A 23,209-nucleotide genomic window follows, 5' to 3' on the forward strand; every position below is an offset into this window, starting at 1 on the left:
TACTATTCTTGTAATTGTTCTTGCAATTCTTCTAGCATAATTTCATTAATTTTTTTTAGACTAAGTTCAACCGCATCTTTCTCTTCCTTATCCAACTTAGACCAAAACCTTTTAAACCAATTTTCATAATTTTCCCATCTTTCTTTCATATATTCTTCAGCTTTGGGAGTTAATTTCAAAACTTTTTTTCTTTTATCTTTTTTATCAAAACTTTGCTCAACAAACCCCTTATTTTGAAGTTCAGTAACTATCGCAGTAACTCGTGATTTCGTAACTCCTAACTCCTCTCCTAGCCTTTGCATAGTTAAATCTTTTTTTTCTAATATAAGGAGCATTGCCTGAAACTCCGAACGTCTATAAGGACTCTCATCTTTTTTATGTATTTTCTTCATTGTTAGTCGCAATTCCTCTAATAAGTTCATTGCTTTTTTATGTTCTTCCATTTTTACTTTTACACCTCCAAAATAGTTCACAAAGTTTACTTTTTAGTTAACCATGTGAACTATTATATTAAAATTTTATTATTATGTCAAGAAGATTTTTTAATTTTTAAATTATAATTTAAAAATTATCTATCTACACTCAAAAAAAAAATTAATAATTTTTTTTAATATTCTATCTCTATCTTTGTTATACAGTTTATTTTATAATCTTTCATCTTTTCATTTTTTGTAAGTGAAAATCTATCTTTTTTAAAAATTTTTCATAAAAATTATAAATTTACTAGTTATCTATTTTTCTATACTTCTTGTTATTCTTCGTATAAAATACTAAATAGTTGCATTTTTTCTATTTTCCCTTGCACCTAGTATTTATCACCAAACTATATTATTTTATTAATTTACAACAAAAAACTGAACTCTATGTTACTGAGTTCAGCTTTTTTTAAATAAATATAGAATAAAAATGTATTGTAGATCTTTAATTAATTTTATCTCCTTAAAATTACTTTTTCATACGATAATAAATATTTTAACTTCAGAAATTCCACCATTATATTGTGTAAAATAAATGACTTTTCTTGTTAAAATATACTTTCAATATCTTCAAAAGCTAGTCTATAACTCTCGTTTATATTATTTTTATTATTTTATACTAGAGTCTTTTCTTCTTTATTCACAGGCTATTATAAGCTAGAACAACAAGAACAAAAAATTTTTAAAATTAACAAGCCTCGTTTAAAAATTAATTATGTAATAATTTATTTCATTCATGTTCATAAACACTTATTGCGTTAAGATATTCTGTCAAAAAATAAAATAAAAATCAATACAACTTTATTTTTAATAATGGGGGAAAAGTAAACAGAAAATATCAAAAAACATTTTTCTGTTCAATACTTTTTTATTTTAATATCATTTTTATACTTAAAAACAAAGATTGCATAATAAATCTGTTCATGTTTTTTCATGTTCCACATTTATCATACAACCTCATTTGTAAGTTTTTAATTTATGTTAGACAAGTAAATTACTTCATTGCATAAACTATCTATGTCTGTTTTTATATGCGAAGTCAAAATTATTAATCTACTCTCGTTTATGTAACTTTTTAATAATTCTCTTGTTTTATTTGCAGATTCCTCATCAAGTCCATTAAAACATTCATCCAATATTAAAGTATTTGGATTAGACATAAATGCTTGAATAAGTAACATTTTTTGCTTTGTTCCTAAAGATAAACTTCTATATTTTTTATCTTTGTGCTGTTTTAAATTATAAAAATCTATCCAGTAATCTAAATTTATATCTTTTTTATTATCGGATAACTCTCTAATAATATCTAGATTTTCATATAATGTATAATCTTCCATAAATTTTGGATTTTCTATTACAATACCAGCATTCTCTATAAAATTATTTTTATTACGTATTTTTGTACTATCTTGCCAAACCTCGCCGCCATTCAAAGTCGTATAACCACAAAGACACTTCATAATTACAGTTTTTCCGCTACCATTTTCCCCAACTAGTCCATAAATTTTTCCATTAGAAAATTTCAAATTCAAATTTTCAAAAACAATTTTTGAATTATATTTTTTTAAACCATTTTTTATTTCTAACATAATTTCTCTACACCTCTTCTTTACTAACAACAACCTTCAAAACTACAAAAAGTAAAAATAAAATATCCACAAAACATATTAATTTAAAAAATAAATAATTAACAAAAAATATATAAATAATAATTGAAAAATAGCACATACTAAAAATCATTATTTTATTAAAATTATAGGAAACAGAGATCAAAAGTACTATCAACAATAATAATGGTAATTTTAATAGATCAGCTATCCCAAAAATATAATCAGAAAATTCATAATTCTTTGTTATAAATATATATATTGAAACTACTGCACTTATCATTACTACAGTATTACTTATTAAAAATTTCAAAAAAAATATAATCGTCTTTCTTTTTAACTCAAAAACTCTTTTACTTTTATAACGAATCATCTTTTTAAAATCATTTATATGCAGTGATAACAGCTTAGTATAAACAACATAAAAGGCTACGTACATACAAATAAGTAAAATGATTTTTTCTACATCCAACCATTTATCTTCTTCATAAATTTTATGCAAATTATAGCGAATAAAATCATTAAAATTTTCTCTAGGGAGTTCTTTTATTTTAAACATCAATCTCAGATATACTGCTATTCCTATAAAATAACCATAAATATTCTTTATTTTCATAACTAAAACTCTTTTCTTCTAGTAAATTTTAAAAATAAATATACAAATAACATATAGATATAGGATATAATAGTTGTTATATTAGATTCTCGTCCAGAAATCCAAGATAATGAACCTGATAAACTAAGTGATCGTGATACATGCATCATTATAAAGTCATTTACAATATACGACAGTAAAATATATGAAATTATAACATAAATATATCTATAACCATAATCAGTTATTGTTAAAAGTAACATTGTAGTCCAAAATATATATAGTCCAGAAGATAAAAATAATAGTATTAAGTATCCTGAAAATGAACCATTAAGAAAACTAAAGACATTTGTAGGTAAAAAATGGTTATCAAAATTAGCTCCCGCCCTTATCTTAAAATGCGTAAGAACATAACTTGCAATTGTATAAGCCCCAAACACGACATATAAAATTATTACAGGAATTATAGAAACCTTTATCTTAATTTTAAATAAGTATTTATTAAAATTTTTACTTTTTCCTATTACATATTTTAAACTTTTATTTTTTATTTTATTATAATAATATAAAGGTACCCCAAACACAACTGGTAAAACAAGCAATACATATCTTAACAAAGTTCCATACAATATTGCTGGATCGTAATACGAAGCAAAAAATTTATTTCTTAACTTTACACCATCAGATGTTAAATCAGGGGCATTCACATCAGAATTATAAAATTCTATAAGTTCTTTCAAGTCACGTAATACAAAAAATACTAGTAAAAATACAAATGATCAACTAAGTATTTGTTTAACTTTAATATATCTTTTCATAGTAACCTCCATAAATTCAGGGAGACAAGGGATAAAAATTTTAAATTATAAATTTTCTTTTATATCATTAATAATGATCTGGTGACCAAGTTCCATAAATATCGTCAAAACCTGAATTACCATTTTGCAATTTTAATCTATATAATTTCTTTCTAATAAATAATATATTTTATCTCTTCCTCAAATAAAATTATACTATAACAGTTTTTTTCTTATCAATACTTTTTTTAATATATATTTTTCACCAATACATACAAAAAATCAAAGGGAATTTTAAAAAATTCCCTTTGATTACTTTTTATTATTTACTAAACACCCATGCTTGTGCTAAGTTGTTTTTAACATCATTTTGAGTAAAACCATTATAACTAGTTAGTTTGATATCATCATCATTTGGATCATTGATATAGAATTTTTCATCTTCATATCCTCTTATAACTTTGTAGGTCACTTTGTTTCCAAATAGTCCTGATTTAAACCTCACTAATACTGGTTTATTTTCTTTTAATGCTTTTTCTATTTCTTCTGTACTATTAGCCTGAACTCTCTCTACTTTTAAACTATATTTATCAGCAAATGCCGATACTATAGTAGGTTGTGTCCCTTGATGTCTTATATAATATTTATTTCCAGCCCAACTTGCTATGTCATCCACATTAGAATTCTCTACACCTAAATAACTTGATATCATTGCTAAGGAAACTATCGCGTCTCCATTGTCTTCTATAGTCTTCTTGCCATCTAAACCATAAGATATGTTTTTATAAGCATCTTGTTTTGTGTAATACATTGGAATATTAAGTCCCTTTTGTGGAAGATTTAGAAGTTGTTCTTTTCTTTTACTGTTGTAATTATCAATATTAATTAAATAGTATAAGTAACTTTCTATACCTTCTTTCAATGTTTCCACATATTGCTTATTAGCTATTCCATCATTTAAAATATCAACATCTACTTTATCTCTCAAATTTGCTGAAATAATTTTAACTTGTGGTAGTTTTTCACTAAGTTGATCAAAATTATTAAGTTTTTCTGATGAAGACACTTTAGAAATATAATGACCTGATAAATTTTTCTCTATACTTCTTGCAATACTCGCTGATTCAGCTGTTCCATAATATACCTTAACTCCGAAATTATTTTTTGTTTCCGTATTAATAACATCTAAATCTATTAAGGCTTCTGCATTATTATCAGTTACAATTTTTTTTATCTCGTCTCTAGTTGGAATTGTATCATCATTTTCTCTAGTCAAAATCACTTTTATTCCATCTTCTGACAATTTTTTCTGAAGTTCTTTTGCTATTTTTAAATTATAGTTTTTAGGATAGTTTCCCCTATCGTCTGGAATTTCATTTTGTTTTATTATGGGATTTAAGACTATTGAATATGTTGAAAGCTTCTCTTTATTTTGATCTTCAGGACTTTTCACTCCACTTCCAAGAACACTCCAACCAGGTATCCAACCAACATAGCTATCTTTTGTTTCTATCTCATACCAAGTATCACTTTTGCTAAGCATAGTAACTACATCACCTGCCGATACTTTTCTTAGTGATGGGTAAGAATCATCAGGTCCTGTCCTCAATTCGATTTCCTTTGAAATTGTTATACTATTTTCCGCACTAGCAGTTGGATTAACTTTTTTTGAAACATAATACATTCCACCTGCTAGTAAAAATAATACAGTCATACTTGTTATTAACCATAAAATTGTATTATTACTTTTCTTTCTTCTTATTCTCATATACTACTAATTCCCTGCTGTTAATTTTTCATAAATAATCGTCACTGGTCCATCATTAACAATATTTACTTCCATCATAGTTTGAAATATTCCTGTTTGCACTTTAATCCCCTCAGCCCTCAAATATTCATTAAAACTATTGTAAAGTTTATCAGCATCTCCTGCTTTTGCTGCATTGGTAAAACTAGGTCTTTTCCCTTTTCTTGTATCTGCATAAAGTGTAAACTGCGAAATAGATAGAATACTTCCACATACATCTCTTAAACCTAAATTTAATTTCTCGTTTTCATCTTCAAATAATCTAGCCTCTGCTATTTTTTTAGCAAGATATTTTGCATCTTCTTCACTTGAATTCTTATGAACTCCTACCAATAAGCAATATCCTTTTCCTATTTCCCCTACTATTTTATTATCTACAGTTACACTAGCTTTTTTTACCTTTTGTAATACTATTTTCATATTTCACCTATTTTACTATTCTTTCTACACTATAAATATCTGGAATTTGGCGAAGTTTTTTTATCATAAATTCACACTCATTAACATTTTTCACATAAATTCCAATTGTTATTACACATGTTTTATCAATTTTTGATTCGGAATTTAATTTTTTTATTTCTACTCTGCTTTCACTAAGTGTCAATAATACATTTTGTAGTAACAAATCTCTATCAAACGCATGAAGTTGTAGTGTTACACTATATCTTCTAGCATTAAGACTTTCTACCCATTCCACATCTAGCAATCTGTCTTGATCTTCTTCACTTAAATTTGGACAATTACTTCTATGAACAGTAACTCCTCGTCCTTTTGTAATAAATCCTACAATACTATCACCTGGAATAGGTTGACAGCATTTTGATAATCTTACCAAAATATTATCTACACCTTTTACATATACTCCTGTTTCAGTAACGATTTTCTTATCTTCTTCTGCATTAACCAATTTCTCAAGTTTTTCTTGAGTCAATTTTTCTTTTCTTATTTTTTCAGTTAATCTAGCGAATACTTTATTGGCACTTATACCACCATAACCTATTGTTGCATACAATTCATCAAGATTTGAAAATTTATATTTATTTAAAGCTATTTCTATATTTTCTTCCGTTAAAACTTCATCAATATCAAAATTATTCGCCTTTATCTCATCTTTTAATAATATTTCACCTTTTACTAAATTTTCTTCTCTCGCTGCTTTTTTAAAAAATGCTTTTATCTTTGATTTTGTTTGTGATGATGTTGCAATTTCAAGCCAAGAACGTTTTGGTCCTGTTGAATTTTTACTAGTCCTTATATCACAAATCTCACCAGTAGATAACACATAGTCAAAAGGTTCTATCTTATCATTTACAGTAGCACCTATCATTTTATTACCTACTTCAGAATGAATAGCGTATGCAAAATCAACAATACAAGAACCTTTAGGTAATTCTATAATATCACTATTTGGTGTAAATACATAAATTTTGTCACTTAGAAGATCTACCTTTAATGATTCCATAAAACTTTCTGCAGTAGGCTCTGTTTCATCATTTTCTGCAATTTTTTGAAACCAATTTAATTTCTCATAAAAATTATTGTCTTTTGTTACTTTTTTACCTTCCTTGTACGCCCAATGAGCAGCAATTCCTTTTTCTGCAATTTCGTGCATTTCGTAAGTTCTTATTTGAACTTCTAAAGTTTGACCATCTGGTGCAATTACGGTAGTATGTAATGATTGATACATATTTGGTTTTGGCATAGCAATATAGTCTTTAATTCTTCCTGGAATAGGAATCCAAAGATTATTTACCAGCCCCAAAGTTGCATAACAATCAGCTACACTATCTACTAAAACACGCACTGCTAATAAATCATAAATTTGATCAAATGTTTTATGTTGTTTTACCATTTTTTTATAAATACTATAAATGTGTTTTGGTCTCCCATTTACCTGTGCTTTAATTTTATTTTCTCCAAGCAAAGTTGTAATACTCGAACAGGCCTCTTTAATACTCTCTTCTCTTGCACTTCGTTTTTGTTTCATCATTCCTACGATTGAAAAATACTGAGAGGGATGTAAATATCTTAAAGAAGTGTCTTCTAATTCCCATTTTACAGAACTAATCCCCAATCTATGAGCAAGTGGTGCATAAATTTCCAATGTTTCGCTCGCTATTTCACGCTGTTTTTCTTCTCGCATATACTTCAAAGTTCTCATATTGTGAAGTCTGTCTGCAAGTTTTACAAAAATAACTCTAAGATCTTTAGCAATTGCTACGAATAATTTTCTATGATTTTCAGCTTGGGATTGTTTTTTAGAACGATATTTTACTTTATCAAGTTTAGTAACACCATCTACTATTACAGCTATATCTTCTCCAAATTCTTCTTCGATATCAGAAAAAGTATATTTTGTATCCTCTACTACATCATGCAAAAAACCTGCACAAATTGTGGCATAATCTAATCTAAGCTCAGTTAAAATTCCTGCAACTTGAATTGGATGTAATATATATGGTTCTCCTGATTTTCTAAATTGTCCCTCGTGAGCAACCTTTGCAAACTCATATGATCTTCTTATAACTTTTACTTGTTCTTGTGTTAGATAGTTACTCGCCATGTCTTCTACATTTTTATAATCATAAGGGTATTCAAGATTCACAGAAATTCCTCCTTTTTTAATTTTAATCTATCCTTATTATAATACCACAAAACAGAAAAAATTTCCTGAAATTAATATAAATATATCTAATAGTTGAAAATTTATTTAATTAAATACCATTAATTATGGATAATAGATTTTATCATAACTTAAATTCTATATAAATTAAAAATAGAAGTAAGATGAAACTTAATGTTCATTCTTACTTCTATTATATTATTTAGCATCTTGTGATAAATCTACTTTATCCAATGGAATGACTTTTGTTTTATATTTTATTTTGTGATACAAGTAGAAAAATAGGAAAATTGGAACTCCCATATATGTTGTTAAAATTCCTTTCCAATTTACTACACCTTTTGTTATAAGTTCTGTATCTTGTCCAATAATTACGACAATACAAAGTATTAATGCAATGATTGGTCCAACTGGAAACCATTTTGCTCTATATTTCAAATCTTTTAAGTCTTTTCCTTGTGCAATATATGCTCTTCTAAATCTATAATGACTCAATGCAATTCCCAACCAAGCTATAAATCCTGTAAGTCCACTAGCTGCTACAATATATGTATACGCATTGGCGCTGGTAAGTTGAATTAAGAAAATTATAAATACAACCGCTGATGTTGCTACTAGTGAAATAATTGGTGTTCCATATTTAGTTACTTTACTAAATACTGGATAAGCTAATTTTTCTTTACTCATTGCATAAAGCATTCTTGTTGAAGCGTACATTCCAGAATTACCAGCAGATAAAATTGATGTCAAAATAACAGCATTCATAACACTTGCTGCAAATGCAAAACCAGCATTTTTAAAAACAATGGTAAATGGAGATTTTGCGATTTCTTCAGCACTTTCTGCACCTAATAAATCTGGTGAAGTATACGGAATTAATAATCCAATTACCAAAATAGCAAGTACATAAAAAATTAATATTCTCCAAAAAACTTGTTTTACTGCCTTAGGAATACTTTTTTCTGGATTTTCACTTTCTCCTGCAGTAATACCTATAAGTTCTGTTCCTTGGAAAGAGTATCCTGCAATTAAAAATACCCCAAGTGTTGCAAGAATTTGTCCAGATAACGAATTATTTTCTCCTATAAATGGTGCATCACCTATAGTTAGATTTTTAAATCCAATATATTCTCCACCTAAAATTCCAAAAATTGTTAAACAACCTATGATTAAGAAAATAATTACTACTACTACTTTTATTAAAGCAAACCAATACTCGCTCTCCCCATAAACTTTTACACTAAGTGAATTTAAAGCGATAATAATAACTAAGAATAATAAACTCCAAGCCCAATGAGGAAGCACACGCATTGGTTCCCAATAACTAATAGCCAGTGCCGATAACTCAATATCAGCTGCTACTGTAATTACCCAGTTAAACCAATAATTCCATCCAAGAGCAAATCCTAACGATGGATCTACATAACGAGTTGCATAAGTACTAAATGAACCTGATGTCGGTAAATATGTTGCCATTTCTCCTAAAGATGTCATTAAAAAATACACCATAAGTCCAATACAAAGATATGCAACAATTGCTCCTCCAGGTCCTGCACTATGAATTGCTTGACCACTTGTCATAAAAAGTCCGCTACCTATACACCCACCGATAGCAATCATACTTATATGTCGTGATCTTAAATTTCTTTTTACTTCAGTTGCATTGTTGTTATTGCTATTTGTCATAATAAAACCTCCTTGATAAAAAATAAAAAGCATAACATCTACCATATTTTGCGGAGTTATACTTATACATTATCTCTCCAAAACAAGATATTAGTAGCGCAACATAGCCATAAAGCTATGACAGTCCTATACTTATTAAATATAGTCCCAACAGCATTAATGTAGGATTAATACCATTTCGGCGACGTTTCCTTTCAGATAATATCACAAAGCCCTACACTTTCAATTAACCTACTCTTAAAAATCGCAACCTCTACCTCACCTATTTTGTGAGGCATTTATTCAATTAACTTTATTGATTATAATACAGTATAGAATAAATGTCAATAAAAAAGTTTTTACATTTTCCTACTGATTTATTTTATAATATTTTACCTATAGCAATTTGTTATTTTTTAAAATATTAAACTTATCTTCAAGCATCGTTGCTAATAATCTATATGTAGTAAATGCCCATAACACAGTATTTTTATCACTTTCATTCCAGCCATCAGTACCACTCATAAGTAATTTCCAATCAAACATATATAAAAATGCCATTGCTATTATTATTCCCCATGTCATAAAAATCTTAGCAAGTTCTCCTTTATGACCAAAGTACTCCCAAAGACCAGTTTTAGGAATAATAAAAGTTACAAGTTTATCAGACAATATCATAAAAATTACCATAACCGGATAATAAACATTAAAACTTTTAAAAGGATTTATTGTACTTATTATTTCCCCTACTTGAAACGCTAAAAGTATCATAGTCAAAAGTAAAATCGAGGCTACAAAAACTACAAGTACAAATAATCTATATTTTTTTTTAACAAAAATAAATATTATTCTTAAAGGTAAAGCCATTATTCCAATATACAAAGCCAAAGTTTTATTAATAAGTTTCTTCTTGTATAATATATATTTTATAACTACTATTAATGTATATACTGTAAAAAATCCAATTGTATCTATAAGTGCATATTCACTCAAATTAAAATTTGTACGTTTTTCTATTATTTCATAAAATATTAACGATATTACTGTCGTCCATAAAAAACTATCTAGTAAACTATTCGCAATTTTTGCCAAAAATAATTTTTTACTAGATTTTTTTGCCATGATAGATATTAAGACTTTTCCTATTATACTCAATAAAATTCCAACTAATATAGAACCTATTCTCGCAAAATAAGTAACTTTCTCTTCTGCATAAAAATAATAAATTCCACCTACAATAAAAGCTATACCAGCAAGTTGAATCAAGTATCCAATTATATTTCCATACTCAAAAGGCTCAACCTTTTTTATTATATTTTCTAATTCTTTATTAACTAGCTTAAACCACTTTTTTAACACAAAAACCTCCTTAATTTATAACAACTTTCTCTTAATTATAGCAAAATATATTTTTTTAAACAATTTTTATTAAGTAAATTACAAAAAGAGTACAGAAGTAACTTAAAAATGAACTAACCCTCTGTAATTTGCTTAACTTTTGAGGGCTAGTCCATTAATCTGTACGAGAAAGCTTTGCAAAGTTATCTAAATGAATACGAGCAAAGGTAGTAGATTCATTTGCTGACGACTACCTCCCAACTTACTTTTTAGCCAATGAGCCAAGAAAAAAGTTTAGTTTCACTCTTCAACTAAGTAACTCTTATAAAATCCTTGTAAGTCTTTTCCTTTTGAGTCACCATCACTATCTCTTCATAATATTTTTTACTTATTTAACTGATAATTAGCAGAACAAATTATCCTTGTTTTAAAATTTTTCTACCATTGTTCCTTTGCGGTATTCTTCTAACAATAATTTTAAAACTTCTATTTGTTTTTTTGTTCTTAAACCATTGTCCGTATCAGAAACTTTTTTTCTAGATAATTTTTTATCTACGACTCTTCTTGTAGAAACTATATCCGTTTCATCCTTCAAAGCTTTTTTCTTACTTTGAAAAATATCATGACTCATAATCTGCAAACCATAGGAATTGTAAGTAAGCGTATATCCACCATGTCCTGTTGTTTTATGATACGCTTTAGACATTCCACCATCTATAACAATAGTTCTACCATTTGCTTTGATGGGATCTTCTCCTTTTGTTTCTTTCACAGGTGTATGCCCATTTATTATATGTCCTTCTCCTGACAAACCAAATTCCTTTAGTAATTTTACACAAAACTCCTCATTGTCACGTAATTTATAATATGCATTTTTAACTTCTTCATGAGTAGTTTTATCTTCTACAAAATATCTTTCAAAAGTTGTCATATCACGTTTCCCAAAAAGTGGTGAACATTCTCCTTGCCACAAATAAAAGAATAATCCATTATCTTCTCTTCTATCGCTATAAAAAATACTTCTGACTTTTTTATCAAAAAAATCTAACAATTCTCTACCAGAATATTTTTTCTTTTCATAAATAAATTCTTGAAAATTCCCTTCTTTATCAACTGGCATGCAACCATGAATAAGTAAGTTTCCATTATAACACTTATACATTGCTCCTTTATTGATAAATAATTCAATATGCTTTTTTAATTTTTCGCTTGTAATAAATAACTCTTTAAGTTTGGTAACTACCTTTTCTTCTTCTTTTGTTAATTTATAAGGATTTTTTATATCGATAGTTGGAAAATCACATGAACTCATTGGATAAATTTTCCCACGAATTAAAACAGTCTTCTTATTAAAATCAATATTCCCCAATAACGCTCTACTTTCTAGATTAAACTCTGGATATTTATCAATAATTTGTTTTTCTAGCTTAAACTGAATTATTGCCATCGCTTTGTGCATTCTTGCTATTTGCATTATTTCATGTTCACTATATTTTAATTCATCATTTTTTGATAATTTTGGTAAAAATTCCTTACATGGATCATCTTTGTAAACTGTCTCACTAAGATTTAATAAACTTCTTAAAGATATACCGTACCTATCTTCTATAATATCTAAATTATCGTATCTTGCACAAATACGAACCACATTGGCTATGGAAATTCTATCTCCCAAATATGCACCTATCCACAACATATCATGATTTCCCCATTGAATATCTACAGAGTGGTATTCAAGAAGTCTATCCATAATTTTATCTGGAAATGGCCCTCTATCATAAATATCACCTACTATATGAAGATGATCAATTATTAATTTATGAATACTTAATGATAGTTCAATAATAAACTTATCTCCCGCACCTAATTCAATAATATTTTCCAAAATTTTTTCGTAGTAATCTTCCTTATCCCTAGTTTGCATTTTATATAAAAGTTCTTCGATAATATAATCAAAATCTTTTGGCAAAATTTTTCTTACCTTTGAACGAGTATATTTTCGTGCGGCAATTTGTGTGACTTCCAAAAGTCGTAGCAAAAGGATTTTCTGATATTCCTTATACTCCGAGATAGTAAACTCCTTTTTTAAAAGATTCAATTTTTCTTCTGGATAATAAATAATAGTTGCAAGTAAATTTAATTCTTTTTTTTGTAACCTGTTTCCAAAAACTTCTTTTAATTTTTCTTTAATAACACCTGATCCATTTCTAAGTATATGATCAAACGCTTCATACTCTCCGTGTATATCACTTATAAAATGTTCTGTTCCTTTAGGTAGTGATAAAATAGCCTCAAGATTTATAATTTCTTTTGTCGTTTCATTTATATTTCTAAAATTTTGTGATAATAATTCTAAATGCTCCCTTGATATATGCATAATTTTCTCCTTGTAATCGTTTTATAATCATTTAAATTCTACCACTTTTTTTATTTTATTTCAAATAGAAAACATGTGTTAATTAAAACCTAAATCAAGATATACCAACTTAATATATTTTTAAAAATACATTATTCTAATTAAATCAATAATTTTAAAAATAAAAAACACTGCGTTTTAATTTTCAATGCAGTGTTTTTTATTTATACAATTTCTCATGATTTAAAAAATCACACCTCTAAATATAAATTTTTATCTTTTATTGATCAGTAATTTATTCTAAACTACATAATCGGTTTTAAAAATTCTGACCACGTTTCGTAATTTTCTTCCATTTTTGCTTCTGCTGAAGTAGCCCATTTTATTACTAAAGTATCATCTTCTTTAACCTCTATTTCATCTTTATTAACTTCACATTCATAGATAGCACCAATATGAACTTCTCCAACTTCTGAATTATCATCATTTATAAGTCCTATAAAATGTAAATTTTCCAAGGCATAATCTTCTTGCACTCCGATTTCTTCATTAAGCTCACGAGCAGCATTTATTTTTAACATTTCATAGATTGATTTATCTTCTATTTCGTTCATATGCCCTCCAATTCCAACCGATGCTTTTCCATGAAGTCTCGCTTCTCCTCCGCCTACTAATCGTTTATACACTAAAACTTCTTTCGTTTCCTTATCTTTCACTATTACATAGCTGATAAGTTGTTTATAATTTTTATCTTCCTCCATATCACCACGACGTTTCACTTCATACGAAACAAAAGTATTAACAATTTTTTTCACTTTTTCGTCTTCTTTAGCTAGAAATCCATAAAAATGATTTTCTTCATCATTAAAAAGTTCTACTCTATTTACTACTAAAATTTGTTCATCCCATTTACTCATTTTTATTCTCCTTTATTTCGCTTTATAAGTTCCTTCTTTTAACTCTTTAGCTATTTTAGCTATCTTCCTAAATCTGTGATTAAGCCCTGACTTTGATAACTTACCATCTTCAATCATTTCTGCAATCTCTTTTAATGGATACTCTGGATATTTTAATCTAGTCTCCGCTACTACTCTTAATTTTTCATCAAGATTATCAAGCCCCAATCTTTCCTCTATTACATTAATATCTTCAACTTGTTTTGCTGATGCATTAACTGTTTTATTTAAGTTTGCCATATCACAATTTTGCATTCTATTTACAGAATTATTTATATCACGTACAATTCTTTCATCTTCAAATTGAAATAACGCTTGATAAGCACCTACAAGATTTATAAATTCAGCAATTTTTTCAGATTCTTTTATATAAACAATAAATCCTTTTTTTCGCTCTAGAGTCCTAGAATTAAGATTAAATGAATTTAAAAGTTCCATTAATTCTTTATTGTGTTCCTCGTAGTAAGAAAAAATTTCCATATGATAACTAGATGTTCGTGGATTATTTATTGATCCACCTGCCAAAAATGCTCCACGTAAATACGATTTTTTCTTCTCTGCATTATCTATCAACTCTTCTGCTATATCTGTTCTCATCGTATAATCATTATTAAGGATATAAAGATCTGTTAAAATTTCTTTTACATTCTGATCTAAACGACAAATATACACATTATTCTTTTTTAATTTCAATTTTTTTCTAACTGAAATATTTATATGAACATTATAGAAAAACTTTATTAACGAATACACTCTACGTGCTATTGAAGCATTTTCTGTTTGAAAGCTAAGACTTAGTCTGCCGTTAGCTATCGTTAACATACCATTCATTTTTATAAGCGCTGATAACTCTGATAAAAACTCTCTATCTTTCGTTATCTCAATCAGCGTCAATTCCTTTTTCATATCTGAAGCATATGACATACTAAATCCTCCTTGCTTACTTTATTTTAAAATAGAAAAACTAATACTTCTTTTTTCCATAACTTATTTATTTTATCATGTAAAAGAACAAGAAACAACTTATTTGGTAAATCATACTATAAATTTTTGTAAATAAAAAAGTTACTACTATATTACCAAAATAATTAATTTATTCTTGAAATTTATTATATCTTTATAATTTATATGATTAAAATATACTTCATCCATACTGCACAACTCTTCTTTATTACATTATTAATTTCACTATAAATAGCCCTCTAAAACTTTTCTATGTTTTGGGGCTAAATCATATTAACTCATTATTTCTAATATTTTATTTTTTGAGTCTTCATTTACTTCTATTCTCTCTTTTATTCCATTGTTATCAAAATACAAGACTTCATCCGCTATTGTACATAAAAATTCATAATCATGAGTAATAACAAAAACTATTACGTCTTCTTTTGCTATTTCTTCTATGAGATTACTAAGTTCTATCATATTTACATAATCAAGCCCACTAGTTGGCTCATCAAAAATCAATATTTTTTTATTTGATAATAATGCTGAAGCAATAGCAACACGCTGCTTTTCACCGCCTGAAAGTGTATTTGGATGTCGTGTTAAAAATTTTCTAATGTTTAATTTATCAACTACATTATCAAATAATTCTAAATTTTTACTTCCTAATTTAATTTCTTTATCAACTGAATTTGTAAATAATTGATAATTAACATCCTGCATTACTTGAAATGTATTCTTTAACAAATCTTTTCTACTTAGATTTTTATTATTCAAAAATACAGAATGATTTATTTTTGAGAGTCCACTTATAGCATTAGCAAATGTCGTTTTCCCACAACCATTATCACCAATTATTGTATAAATTTTTGAAGAACTAAAATTTTCATTTTCCAATTTTATTTTTTTATTATTTACCTTATATTCTAAATTATTTATTTGTAAATAATTCTTTTTAATTGTACGTTCTTTTTTTATTCCTAATTCTACCTTATTTAAATCTATTTGACGAGTTTTACAAACCTTTCCATCGAAATGTACTAGTTCTTCTTTGCTTACCTCATGAATTAGCCTACCATCTTTTATAATGTACATTTTATCAATTAAATCTTTTAGATAATATATTCTATGTTCTGCCACAATAATAGTTTTTTCTTGTTTTTTTAAATTTTCTATAATTGAAGAAATCAACTTTATAGCCTTTAAATCTAAATTACTGGTAATTTCATCTAAAACATAAATATCAGCATCAAGCATCATACTCGCCATAAATGCTAATTTTTGTTTTTCTCCTCCACTTAACTCTAAAATATTTCTATCTATAAGATGCTCTGCAGAAAAATCTTTAACTACCTTATCTATTCTATTTTTAATTTCTTCTTTCGAATAACCAAAATTTTCCATACTAAATGCTAATTCACTAGTAGAATCCAGATTAAAAAATTGATTTTTAGGATTCTGAAAAACACTTCCTACTATTTTAGAAAAATCTTTTAATTTATCTCCAATTTTCAAATGAGCAACATTTAAATTTCCGCTATAACCTCCATCGAAAAATTCAGGTGCTAAACCATTTAATGTCCTAAGTATAGTTGTTTTTCCACAACCACTTCTTCCAGTAAGAAGTACACACTCGCCTTTTCTTATATTCAGTGATAAATCATCTATATTTAATTGTTCTGATTCTATATATTTATAATTAAAATTTTTAAATGTAATCATATATCACCTCATAAACATAATATAACTAAAAGCGACTATACTAAATAATACCAATAAATAATCTTGAAATTTAAATCTCATTGTTATAAAAGATGTTGGTTTATTTTCATTATCAATTCCTCTACATAAACAAGATACTGAAAGTTCATTAGCTATATTAGTGCTTATTATTACATAAGGTACAAATACATACTCAAAAAACTTAAAAGGATGAAGTAAGTAATACCCCTTACTTACCCCTATACCTTTCATTTTCAAGGAACTTTTTATGAGTTTATAATCTGTCATTAACACTGGGAAAAATCTATATAAAACCGCTAAAACTATTATAACTTTTTTGGGCAATTTTATACTCCTTAAAAAACTAATAAGTTCAGAAACTTTCGAGCTGCTAACTAATCCCATTCCTGCACAAAGAGGAAAATAAAGCGTTTTGTACATAAGTGATGTTAATAACAAGAAACTATCAATAATTTTTAATGTAACTGTATGTGAAAAATATAATTCATAAATTGTAAACAAAATATAAACTATAAACAATTTTGACATTCTTTTAAAATTTGAACATAATCCAAGATATAACGTAAAAAATACTGCAACAATAAAATGCATATTAATACTCATAGTTTTAAACATAAGAACATTAGCAAAAATAAGAATCAAAATTTTTACCCTTATATCCAACTTTAACATTTTTACAGTCCTGCTTTATTAAAATTTTTAAAGTATAATTTTCTTCCTAAATAAGTACCAATTATAGAAAAAATAACTGTAAGTACTATGATTAAAATAAAAGTTTTCAAATCCGAACTTCCCATTACTAAATCTATTTTCTCTTGAGAATAATTGCGACCTTGAAGATGTTTTACATAACTATCTTTCATAAAAAACATTGGTAAAACTATTCCTATATTCCCCAAATTAAAAAATAAATATGATAAATATTCACTTTTTCTTCTATAAAAGAACTCTGCTATTATCGCTGCCAATAACATAGCAATAGAACCCACTATTGAATGACCAGATATAGTCAAAAATAAAGCTACTATAGCTATCATAATAAAAATAGCCATGTTTTTATTGATTTTATTAAAAACTAAACTATATGCACTTCCACATATTAATGCTGTAACCACTGAAGTATAAGTTGAAAAATACACTTTGCCTCCAAAAACTAAAGAAGTAAAAAGCGTACCTAATCCTACCCCAACTCCCATTAATAAAATCAATAATATCGTATATAATCCCAATGTTATTAAATCTTTAGTTTGGAGATTTTTATTCTCTTCTCTATTTATATATTTTAATTCTGACATTTACTACCTCTTATTCTAATATTTTCAAAATTTCTAGTGCATTTTCGTAATTCGGTTCATTTCCTACTTCTTCGCATAACTCTTTGTAGCGGACAATGCCATCTTTATCAATAATAAATACCATTCTAGATAATAAACCTAACTCTACTATTAAGCCACCAATATTATTCTCAAATTCTCTATACTTGTAATCAGAAACTGTTACCGCATTTTTAATTTCTTTATCTGCACAAAAACGCCCTAATGCAAATGGAAGATCTTTCGATACTGTTATCACTATTACATCACTAAAATTTTTCATTTCTTGATTAAATCTAATAGTTTGTAACGCACATATTCCTGTATCAACTGATGGGAATGCATTTATAACTAAAGTTTTCCCTTTGTAATTTTCTAAATTAAAATCAGTTAAGTCTTTATTTACAGCTTTAAAATTCGGAAAAACGTCGCCAACATTTATTCTATCTTCTATCGTTACTGGAGTGTTTTTAAAGGTAATTGTTTTTTTCATAATCAATAAATTTATGATTCAAAGAATCATAACTCCTTTCATAAATTATTTATACTTAATGATAACATATTTCAATTAGAATGGTAAAGTTTTTTTATTTAATTAGAGCTATTTTAATTGTTTTTTATGTAATAATGGTATAATTTTATGATATAATATAGTAGAAGTGTTACGTGAAAGGATTAATATAATGACTAAAGAAGAAAAAGATAAGTTAAACGATAGTAAATTATCTAGTCCCGATTCTAAAAAAGACATAAACATATCTTTTTTTAATCGTCTAAAGCATCAGATAGAAAATCTAAAACTAAAAAATGAAAATAAAAAAATTGTAAAAGCCGAAAAAGAGGCTTTAAAAGAAGCTGATGATGCTAAACAAAAATTGGAAAATTTTGATAAGCTGAAAACTAATACTACTGTTCAAGAAAAAGAAGCATTAAAACAAAAAGAAAAAGAGGCTAGATTTAGAGCTTTTCAGCTAGAACAAGAAAGAAAAAGATTTGAAGAAAAACAGCGAAAAATAGAAGAAGAACACGAAAAAAAAATAAAAGAACTTGCTGAACGTGAACGCATTGAGCGTGAGCGTATTGCTCGTGAAAAAGAACTTGAACGCCAAAGAATTGAACGTGAACGTGCTGAAAAACGCGAACAAGAACGTCTTGAGCGTGAACGCATTGCTCGTGAAAAAGAACTTGAACGCCAAAGAATTGAACGCGAACGTGCTGAAAAACGTGAACAAGAACGTCTCGAGCGTGAACGCATTGCTCGTGAAAAAGAACTTGAACGCCAAAGAATTGAACGTGAACGTGCTGAAAAACGCGAACAAGAACGTCTTGAGCGTGAACGTATTGCTCGTGAAAAAGAACTTGAACGCCAAAGAATTGAACGTGAACAAGCTGAAAAAAGACGAAAAGAATTCCAAGAAAGAGATCAAGCCTTCAAACTAGCTGGCGATAAGAAAAAAGTAGAATTTTTAGAAAAGGAAAATGAGAAAAAAGAACATGAAAATTCTTTATTAAAACTTGAAACTTCATTAATCGTCATTGATGACAAAATTGCAGAGCAAAAATTGTTAATTATAAATCTTAAAAATCAAAAAGCTGATAAAGAAAAATTAGCCCCACATGAAGAAAAATTAGCAGAATTTGTCTCTGAAAAACAAAAACTTCAAAAAGATATTTCTGCTAAGAAAAAAATAATCGATAAAATTCAAAAAAATATTGAACTAGAACACAAAATTGATGGTATTAAAAAAGAAATTTACAATATAAGAAAAGAAGTTGTTAACGAAGACGAAACTTTTTTTAAAGTTAAAGATCACGATAATAAAGTAAAAAATATTTTTCTAGTTTCAATTTTTTCTCTTAAATCTTTTATTCAAAAAAATATATTTAGAAAAAAGGTTGAAGATTATGATAAAATCAAAAAAACATCAAAAAATATAAAAGTAAAAATCGCAACCTCTCTTATTTTGGCAACATTACTTTCTTTGTGTTTTCTTGTTACGCTAAAGTTTATATCTTCTGCTAAGGAGCATTATGTAAGTTTTGATGATTTACAAACTACCTCCGTTGATTCAACAGAGCAGATGAAAAAACAAAAGGAAGAAGAGGAGAAAGCAAAAATATTAGAGGCACAAGAAAAAGCTAATGCAGCTCGTATTGATTCTGCAGCACAAGAGGAAGAAATTACTGCAAAACTTGCTGGAACATTTGTTAGTTACTCTTTTGATGTTAAACGTGAAGTTACTACTACAAAAAAAATTCATACATTCAATTCCGCTAACTGGTCAGATCCAGCTGATGCTATTGAAGCAGGAACTAAATTTACTGTAGACAAATTAGTTTCTCCTGCTGGCTACATGATGTATCGTATTTCCTCAGGAGATCATTCAGGTCAATTTATTACAGCAAACGAAAACTTTGTTTCTGTAGATAGTAAAAGTGACCAATTCTCTAACTATATATCAAGAGCAGTTGCAATTAAATTCTTAGCTTCTCAAAATATTTATACCGATGAAGCTATTAGCAAAGTACGTGTTACTATGAGTTCAGGAGCTGTCTTAAATATCAATGGTTACGGAATTTCAAAAAATAATAGATTAGTTTATCATATCTCTGATGGTTCGTTTGTTCCAGTAAATCCTGTAAGATTAACTGAAATAAATCGTGAATCTGCTAAATCGAAAAATATTGACAAAGAGGATAATAACAAATCTAATAGCCAAAAAAATAGTACAACACAAAATACTACTCAAAAAAATAAAAATAGATAACAAATAAAAATAGAACTCTAATTTAGAGTTCTATTTTTATTTGTTATTAAATAATATTTTTATCTTATTTCTGCACCATTAGGGATATCTTGATTTATTTCTACAACACGTAAGATACCATCTTTTTCAGCTGAAAGAATCATTCCTTCACTAAGTTCTCCACAAAGTTTAACAGATTTCAAATTAGCGACAACCGCTACCTTTTTACCAATTAACTCCTCAGGTTTGTAATATTTAGCAATGCCTGAAATAATTTGTCTTTGATGATTTCCTAAATCTAACTTGAATTTTAAAAGTTTCGAACTTTTCTTAACTTTTTCACATTCAAGAACTTGTGCAACACGAAGTGATGTTTCAAAGAATTTGTCTATTGTAATTTCTTCAGCTAAATCTACATAAACATCATTTTCTTTATTTTCTGCTTCCAAGTTCTCAAGTGCCTTAGGTGACATTTGTTTCTTAATATATTCCACTTCTACTTCCTTATCGAAACGCGGGAAAATTGGCGTTGGTTTTTCTACAACTTTTATAGTTCCATCAAATACACCAAATGTTTTTACTGTTTCAAATGTCAACATATCCTCTGTTAAACCTAACTGAGTTGCAATCTCTTTAGGTGCGTTTGTTAATGCTGGACTAATAAGTATTGTCGCAATTCTTATGCTTTCTGCTAAATAATTCATCACTTTATCTAGCTCATCCTTATTTGCTTCATCTTTAGCAAGAATCCACGGTGTTGTTTGATCAATGTATTTATTAGTTCTTGAAACAAATCTCCATACAGCTTCTAATGCCTTAGAAAATTGCATATTTTCCATATACTCTTCATATTCTGTAACAACTTCTTTTGATAAAGCAACAAGTTCACTATCGAACTCAGTGCTTGGCTTAGCAAAATGCGGAATAGTTCCACCACAATATTTATTAATCATAGAAATAGTTCTATTTAATAAATTTCCTAAGTCGTTAGATAAATCAGAGTTAATTCTATCTAGAAAACTTTCTGGTGTGAAAATTCCATCTTGTCCAAATGGGACTTCACGAAGAAGATAATATCTCGCAGCATCTAATCCATATCTTTCTATAAGCATATATGGATCAACAACATTTCCTTTTGATTTGCTCATTTTACCATCTTTCATCAAAAGCCAACCATGGGCAAATACTTTTTTCGGAAGTGGTAGATCGAGTGCCATAAGCAAAATCGGCCAGTAAATAACATGAAAACGAACGATTTCCTTACCTACTACTTGAACATCTGCAGGCCAATATTTATTAAATAACTCTTCACTTTCTCCAGTTGCATATCCTAATGCTGTAATGTAGTTAACAAGTGCATCTATCCAAACATAAACAACATGTTTCGGATTTGATTTTACTTTAACTCCCCAATCAAATGTTGTTCTAGTAACGGCTAAATCTTCTAATCCTGGCTTAATGAAATTATTTAACATCTCGTTTTTTCTACTTTCAGGTAAAATGAATTCTGGATGTTCATCATAATATTTCACTAAACGATCTGCATATTTACTCATTCTAAAGAAATAACATTCTTCGCTTACCAACTTTACTTCATTTCCACTCGGTGCTATTCCACCAATCATATTTCCGTTCTCATCACGGAATACTTCCTTAAGTTGAGTTTCTGTGAAGTATTCTTCATCACTAATTGAATACCACCCTTTATACTCACCTAAATAAATATCTCCCTTTTCTACTAAACGTTCAAAAATTTCTGCAACAGCTTTTTCATGACAAGAATCAGTTGTTCTAATAAATTTGCTATAATTGATATCCATTGATTTCCATAATTTTTTGATATCTTTTATCATAGCATCAACATATTCTTGTTCACTAATCCCTTTTTCTTGAGCTTTTTGTTGAATTTTTTGTCCATGTTCATCAGTTCCAGTCAAAAAATAAGTATCAAATCCACTTAGTTTTTTATACCTAGTTAATGCATCACATGCTACAGTTGTATATGCGTGCCCAATATGTAAATTACCACTCGGATAATAAATCGGTGTAGTAACGTAAAATGTTTTTTTAGTCATTTCACTCGAACTCCTCTCTATAATATTCTCAATTAATACACAGTAACTATTTTACCATATATTCATCCTAGTTGCACAATTTTTTCATAACTTTTTTATTATTTTTCAATACTTACAGTCTATTAATTATCATCTAAAAATTTATATTTATAAATTAAGAGTAGAA

18 protein-coding genes and 1 riboswitch are annotated in these 23,209 nt (G+C 27.6%); of the genes, 1 reads left to right on the plus strand and 17 read right to left on the minus strand.

Going from position 1 to position 23,209, the window contains the following annotated elements:
* Window positions 1-2: 2 nt before the first annotated feature.
* The 16 genes from H612_RS0106660 to tpx form a co-directional block, all read right to left on the minus strand.
* On the minus strand, window positions 3-443 hold the full coding sequence (locus H612_RS0106660) for a MarR family winged helix-turn-helix transcriptional regulator (protein ID WP_027130731.1): 441 nt from the start codon (window positions 441-443) through the stop codon (window positions 3-5).
* A gap of 1,004 nt (window positions 444-1,447) precedes the next feature.
* Window positions 1,448-2,065, minus strand: a complete 618-nt coding sequence (locus H612_RS0106665) for an ATP-binding cassette domain-containing protein (protein WP_035500436.1) — start codon at window positions 2,063-2,065, stop codon at window positions 1,448-1,450.
* Window positions 2,066-2,072: 7 nt separating this feature from the next.
* On the minus strand, window positions 2,073-2,699 hold the full coding sequence (locus H612_RS0106670) for a hypothetical protein (protein ID WP_027130733.1): 627 nt from the start codon (window positions 2,697-2,699) through the stop codon (window positions 2,073-2,075).
* Between the two features lie 2 nt (window positions 2,700-2,701).
* On the minus strand, window positions 2,702-3,418 hold the full coding sequence (locus H612_RS0106675) for a hypothetical protein (RefSeq protein ID WP_027130734.1): 717 nt from the start codon (window positions 3,416-3,418) through the stop codon (window positions 2,702-2,704).
* Between the two features lie 379 nt (window positions 3,419-3,797).
* Window positions 3,798-5,243 carry an N-acetylmuramoyl-L-alanine amidase gene (locus H612_RS0106680; RefSeq protein WP_027130735.1) on the minus strand — a complete coding sequence of 482 codons (1,446 nt, stop codon included), beginning with the start codon at window positions 5,241-5,243 and terminating at the stop codon, window positions 3,798-3,800.
* A 6-nt stretch (window positions 5,244-5,249) separates the two neighbouring features.
* A complete protein-coding gene (gene dtd / locus H612_RS0106685; protein WP_027130736.1) occupies window positions 5,250-5,702 on the minus strand; it encodes a D-aminoacyl-tRNA deacylase in 453 nt (150 codons plus the stop codon).
* 7 nt (window positions 5,703-5,709) lie between these two features.
* Window positions 5,710-7,887, minus strand: coding sequence for a RelA/SpoT family protein (locus H612_RS0106690; protein WP_027130737.1), 2,178 nt, complete (start codon window positions 7,885-7,887; stop codon window positions 5,710-5,712).
* A 216-nt stretch (window positions 7,888-8,103) separates the two neighbouring features.
* Window positions 8,104-9,591, minus strand: coding sequence for an amino acid permease (locus H612_RS0106695; RefSeq protein ID WP_027130738.1), 1,488 nt, complete (start codon window positions 9,589-9,591; stop codon window positions 8,104-8,106).
* Window positions 9,592-9,677: 86 nt separating this feature from the next.
* Window positions 9,678-9,855: riboswitch (Lysine riboswitch) on the minus strand.
* Window positions 9,856-9,966: 111 nt separating this feature from the next.
* Window positions 9,967-10,929 carry a hypothetical protein gene (locus tag H612_RS0106700; protein WP_027130739.1) on the minus strand — a complete coding sequence of 321 codons (963 nt, stop codon included), beginning with the start codon at window positions 10,927-10,929 and terminating at the stop codon, window positions 9,967-9,969.
* A 406-nt stretch (window positions 10,930-11,335) separates the two neighbouring features.
* Window positions 11,336-13,285, minus strand: a complete 1,950-nt coding sequence (locus H612_RS0106705) for a fructose-bisphosphatase class III (protein WP_027130740.1) — start codon at window positions 13,283-13,285, stop codon at window positions 11,336-11,338.
* Window positions 13,286-13,569: 284 nt separating this feature from the next.
* Window positions 13,570-14,181, minus strand: a complete 612-nt coding sequence (locus H612_RS0106710; RefSeq protein WP_027130741.1) for an NUDIX domain-containing protein — start codon at window positions 14,179-14,181, stop codon at window positions 13,570-13,572.
* 12 nt (window positions 14,182-14,193) lie between these two features.
* On the minus strand, window positions 14,194-15,144 hold the full coding sequence (whiA, locus tag H612_RS0106715) for a DNA-binding protein WhiA (protein ID WP_027130742.1): 951 nt from the start codon (window positions 15,142-15,144) through the stop codon (window positions 14,194-14,196).
* Window positions 15,145-15,456: 312 nt separating this feature from the next.
* A complete protein-coding gene (locus H612_RS0106720) occupies window positions 15,457-16,887 on the minus strand; it encodes an ABC transporter ATP-binding protein (protein WP_027130743.1) in 1,431 nt (476 codons plus the stop codon).
* A 3-nt stretch (window positions 16,888-16,890) separates the two neighbouring features.
* Window positions 16,891-17,580, minus strand: a complete 690-nt coding sequence (locus H612_RS0106725) for an energy-coupling factor transporter transmembrane component T (protein ID WP_027130744.1) — start codon at window positions 17,578-17,580, stop codon at window positions 16,891-16,893.
* A 2-nt stretch (window positions 17,581-17,582) separates the two neighbouring features.
* On the minus strand, window positions 17,583-18,203 hold the full coding sequence (locus H612_RS0106730) for an MptD family putative ECF transporter S component (RefSeq protein WP_027130745.1): 621 nt from the start codon (window positions 18,201-18,203) through the stop codon (window positions 17,583-17,585).
* Between the two features lie 10 nt (window positions 18,204-18,213).
* On the minus strand, window positions 18,214-18,714 hold the full coding sequence (tpx, locus tag H612_RS0106735; RefSeq protein WP_027130746.1) for a thiol peroxidase: 501 nt from the start codon (window positions 18,712-18,714) through the stop codon (window positions 18,214-18,216).
* A 190-nt stretch (window positions 18,715-18,904) separates the two neighbouring features.
* Here tpx and H612_RS0106740 point away from each other — a divergent pair, with 190 nt between their 5' ends.
* Window positions 18,905-20,989, plus strand: a complete 2,085-nt coding sequence (locus tag H612_RS0106740) for a coiled-coil domain-containing protein (RefSeq protein WP_027130747.1) — start codon at window positions 18,905-18,907, stop codon at window positions 20,987-20,989.
* Between the two features lie 59 nt (window positions 20,990-21,048).
* Here the strand turns inward: H612_RS0106740 and metG are convergent, their stop codons facing one another.
* Window positions 21,049-23,043 carry a methionine--tRNA ligase gene (gene metG / locus H612_RS0106745; protein ID WP_027130748.1) on the minus strand — a complete coding sequence of 665 codons (1,995 nt, stop codon included), beginning with the start codon at window positions 23,041-23,043 and terminating at the stop codon, window positions 21,049-21,051.
* Window positions 23,044-23,209: the final 166 nt, after the last annotated feature.

Origin of the sequence: Gemella cuniculi DSM 15828 (assembly GCF_000425665.1) — a bacterium.
Classification (GTDB): domain Bacteria; phylum Bacillota; class Bacilli; order Staphylococcales; family Gemellaceae; genus Gemella; species Gemella cuniculi.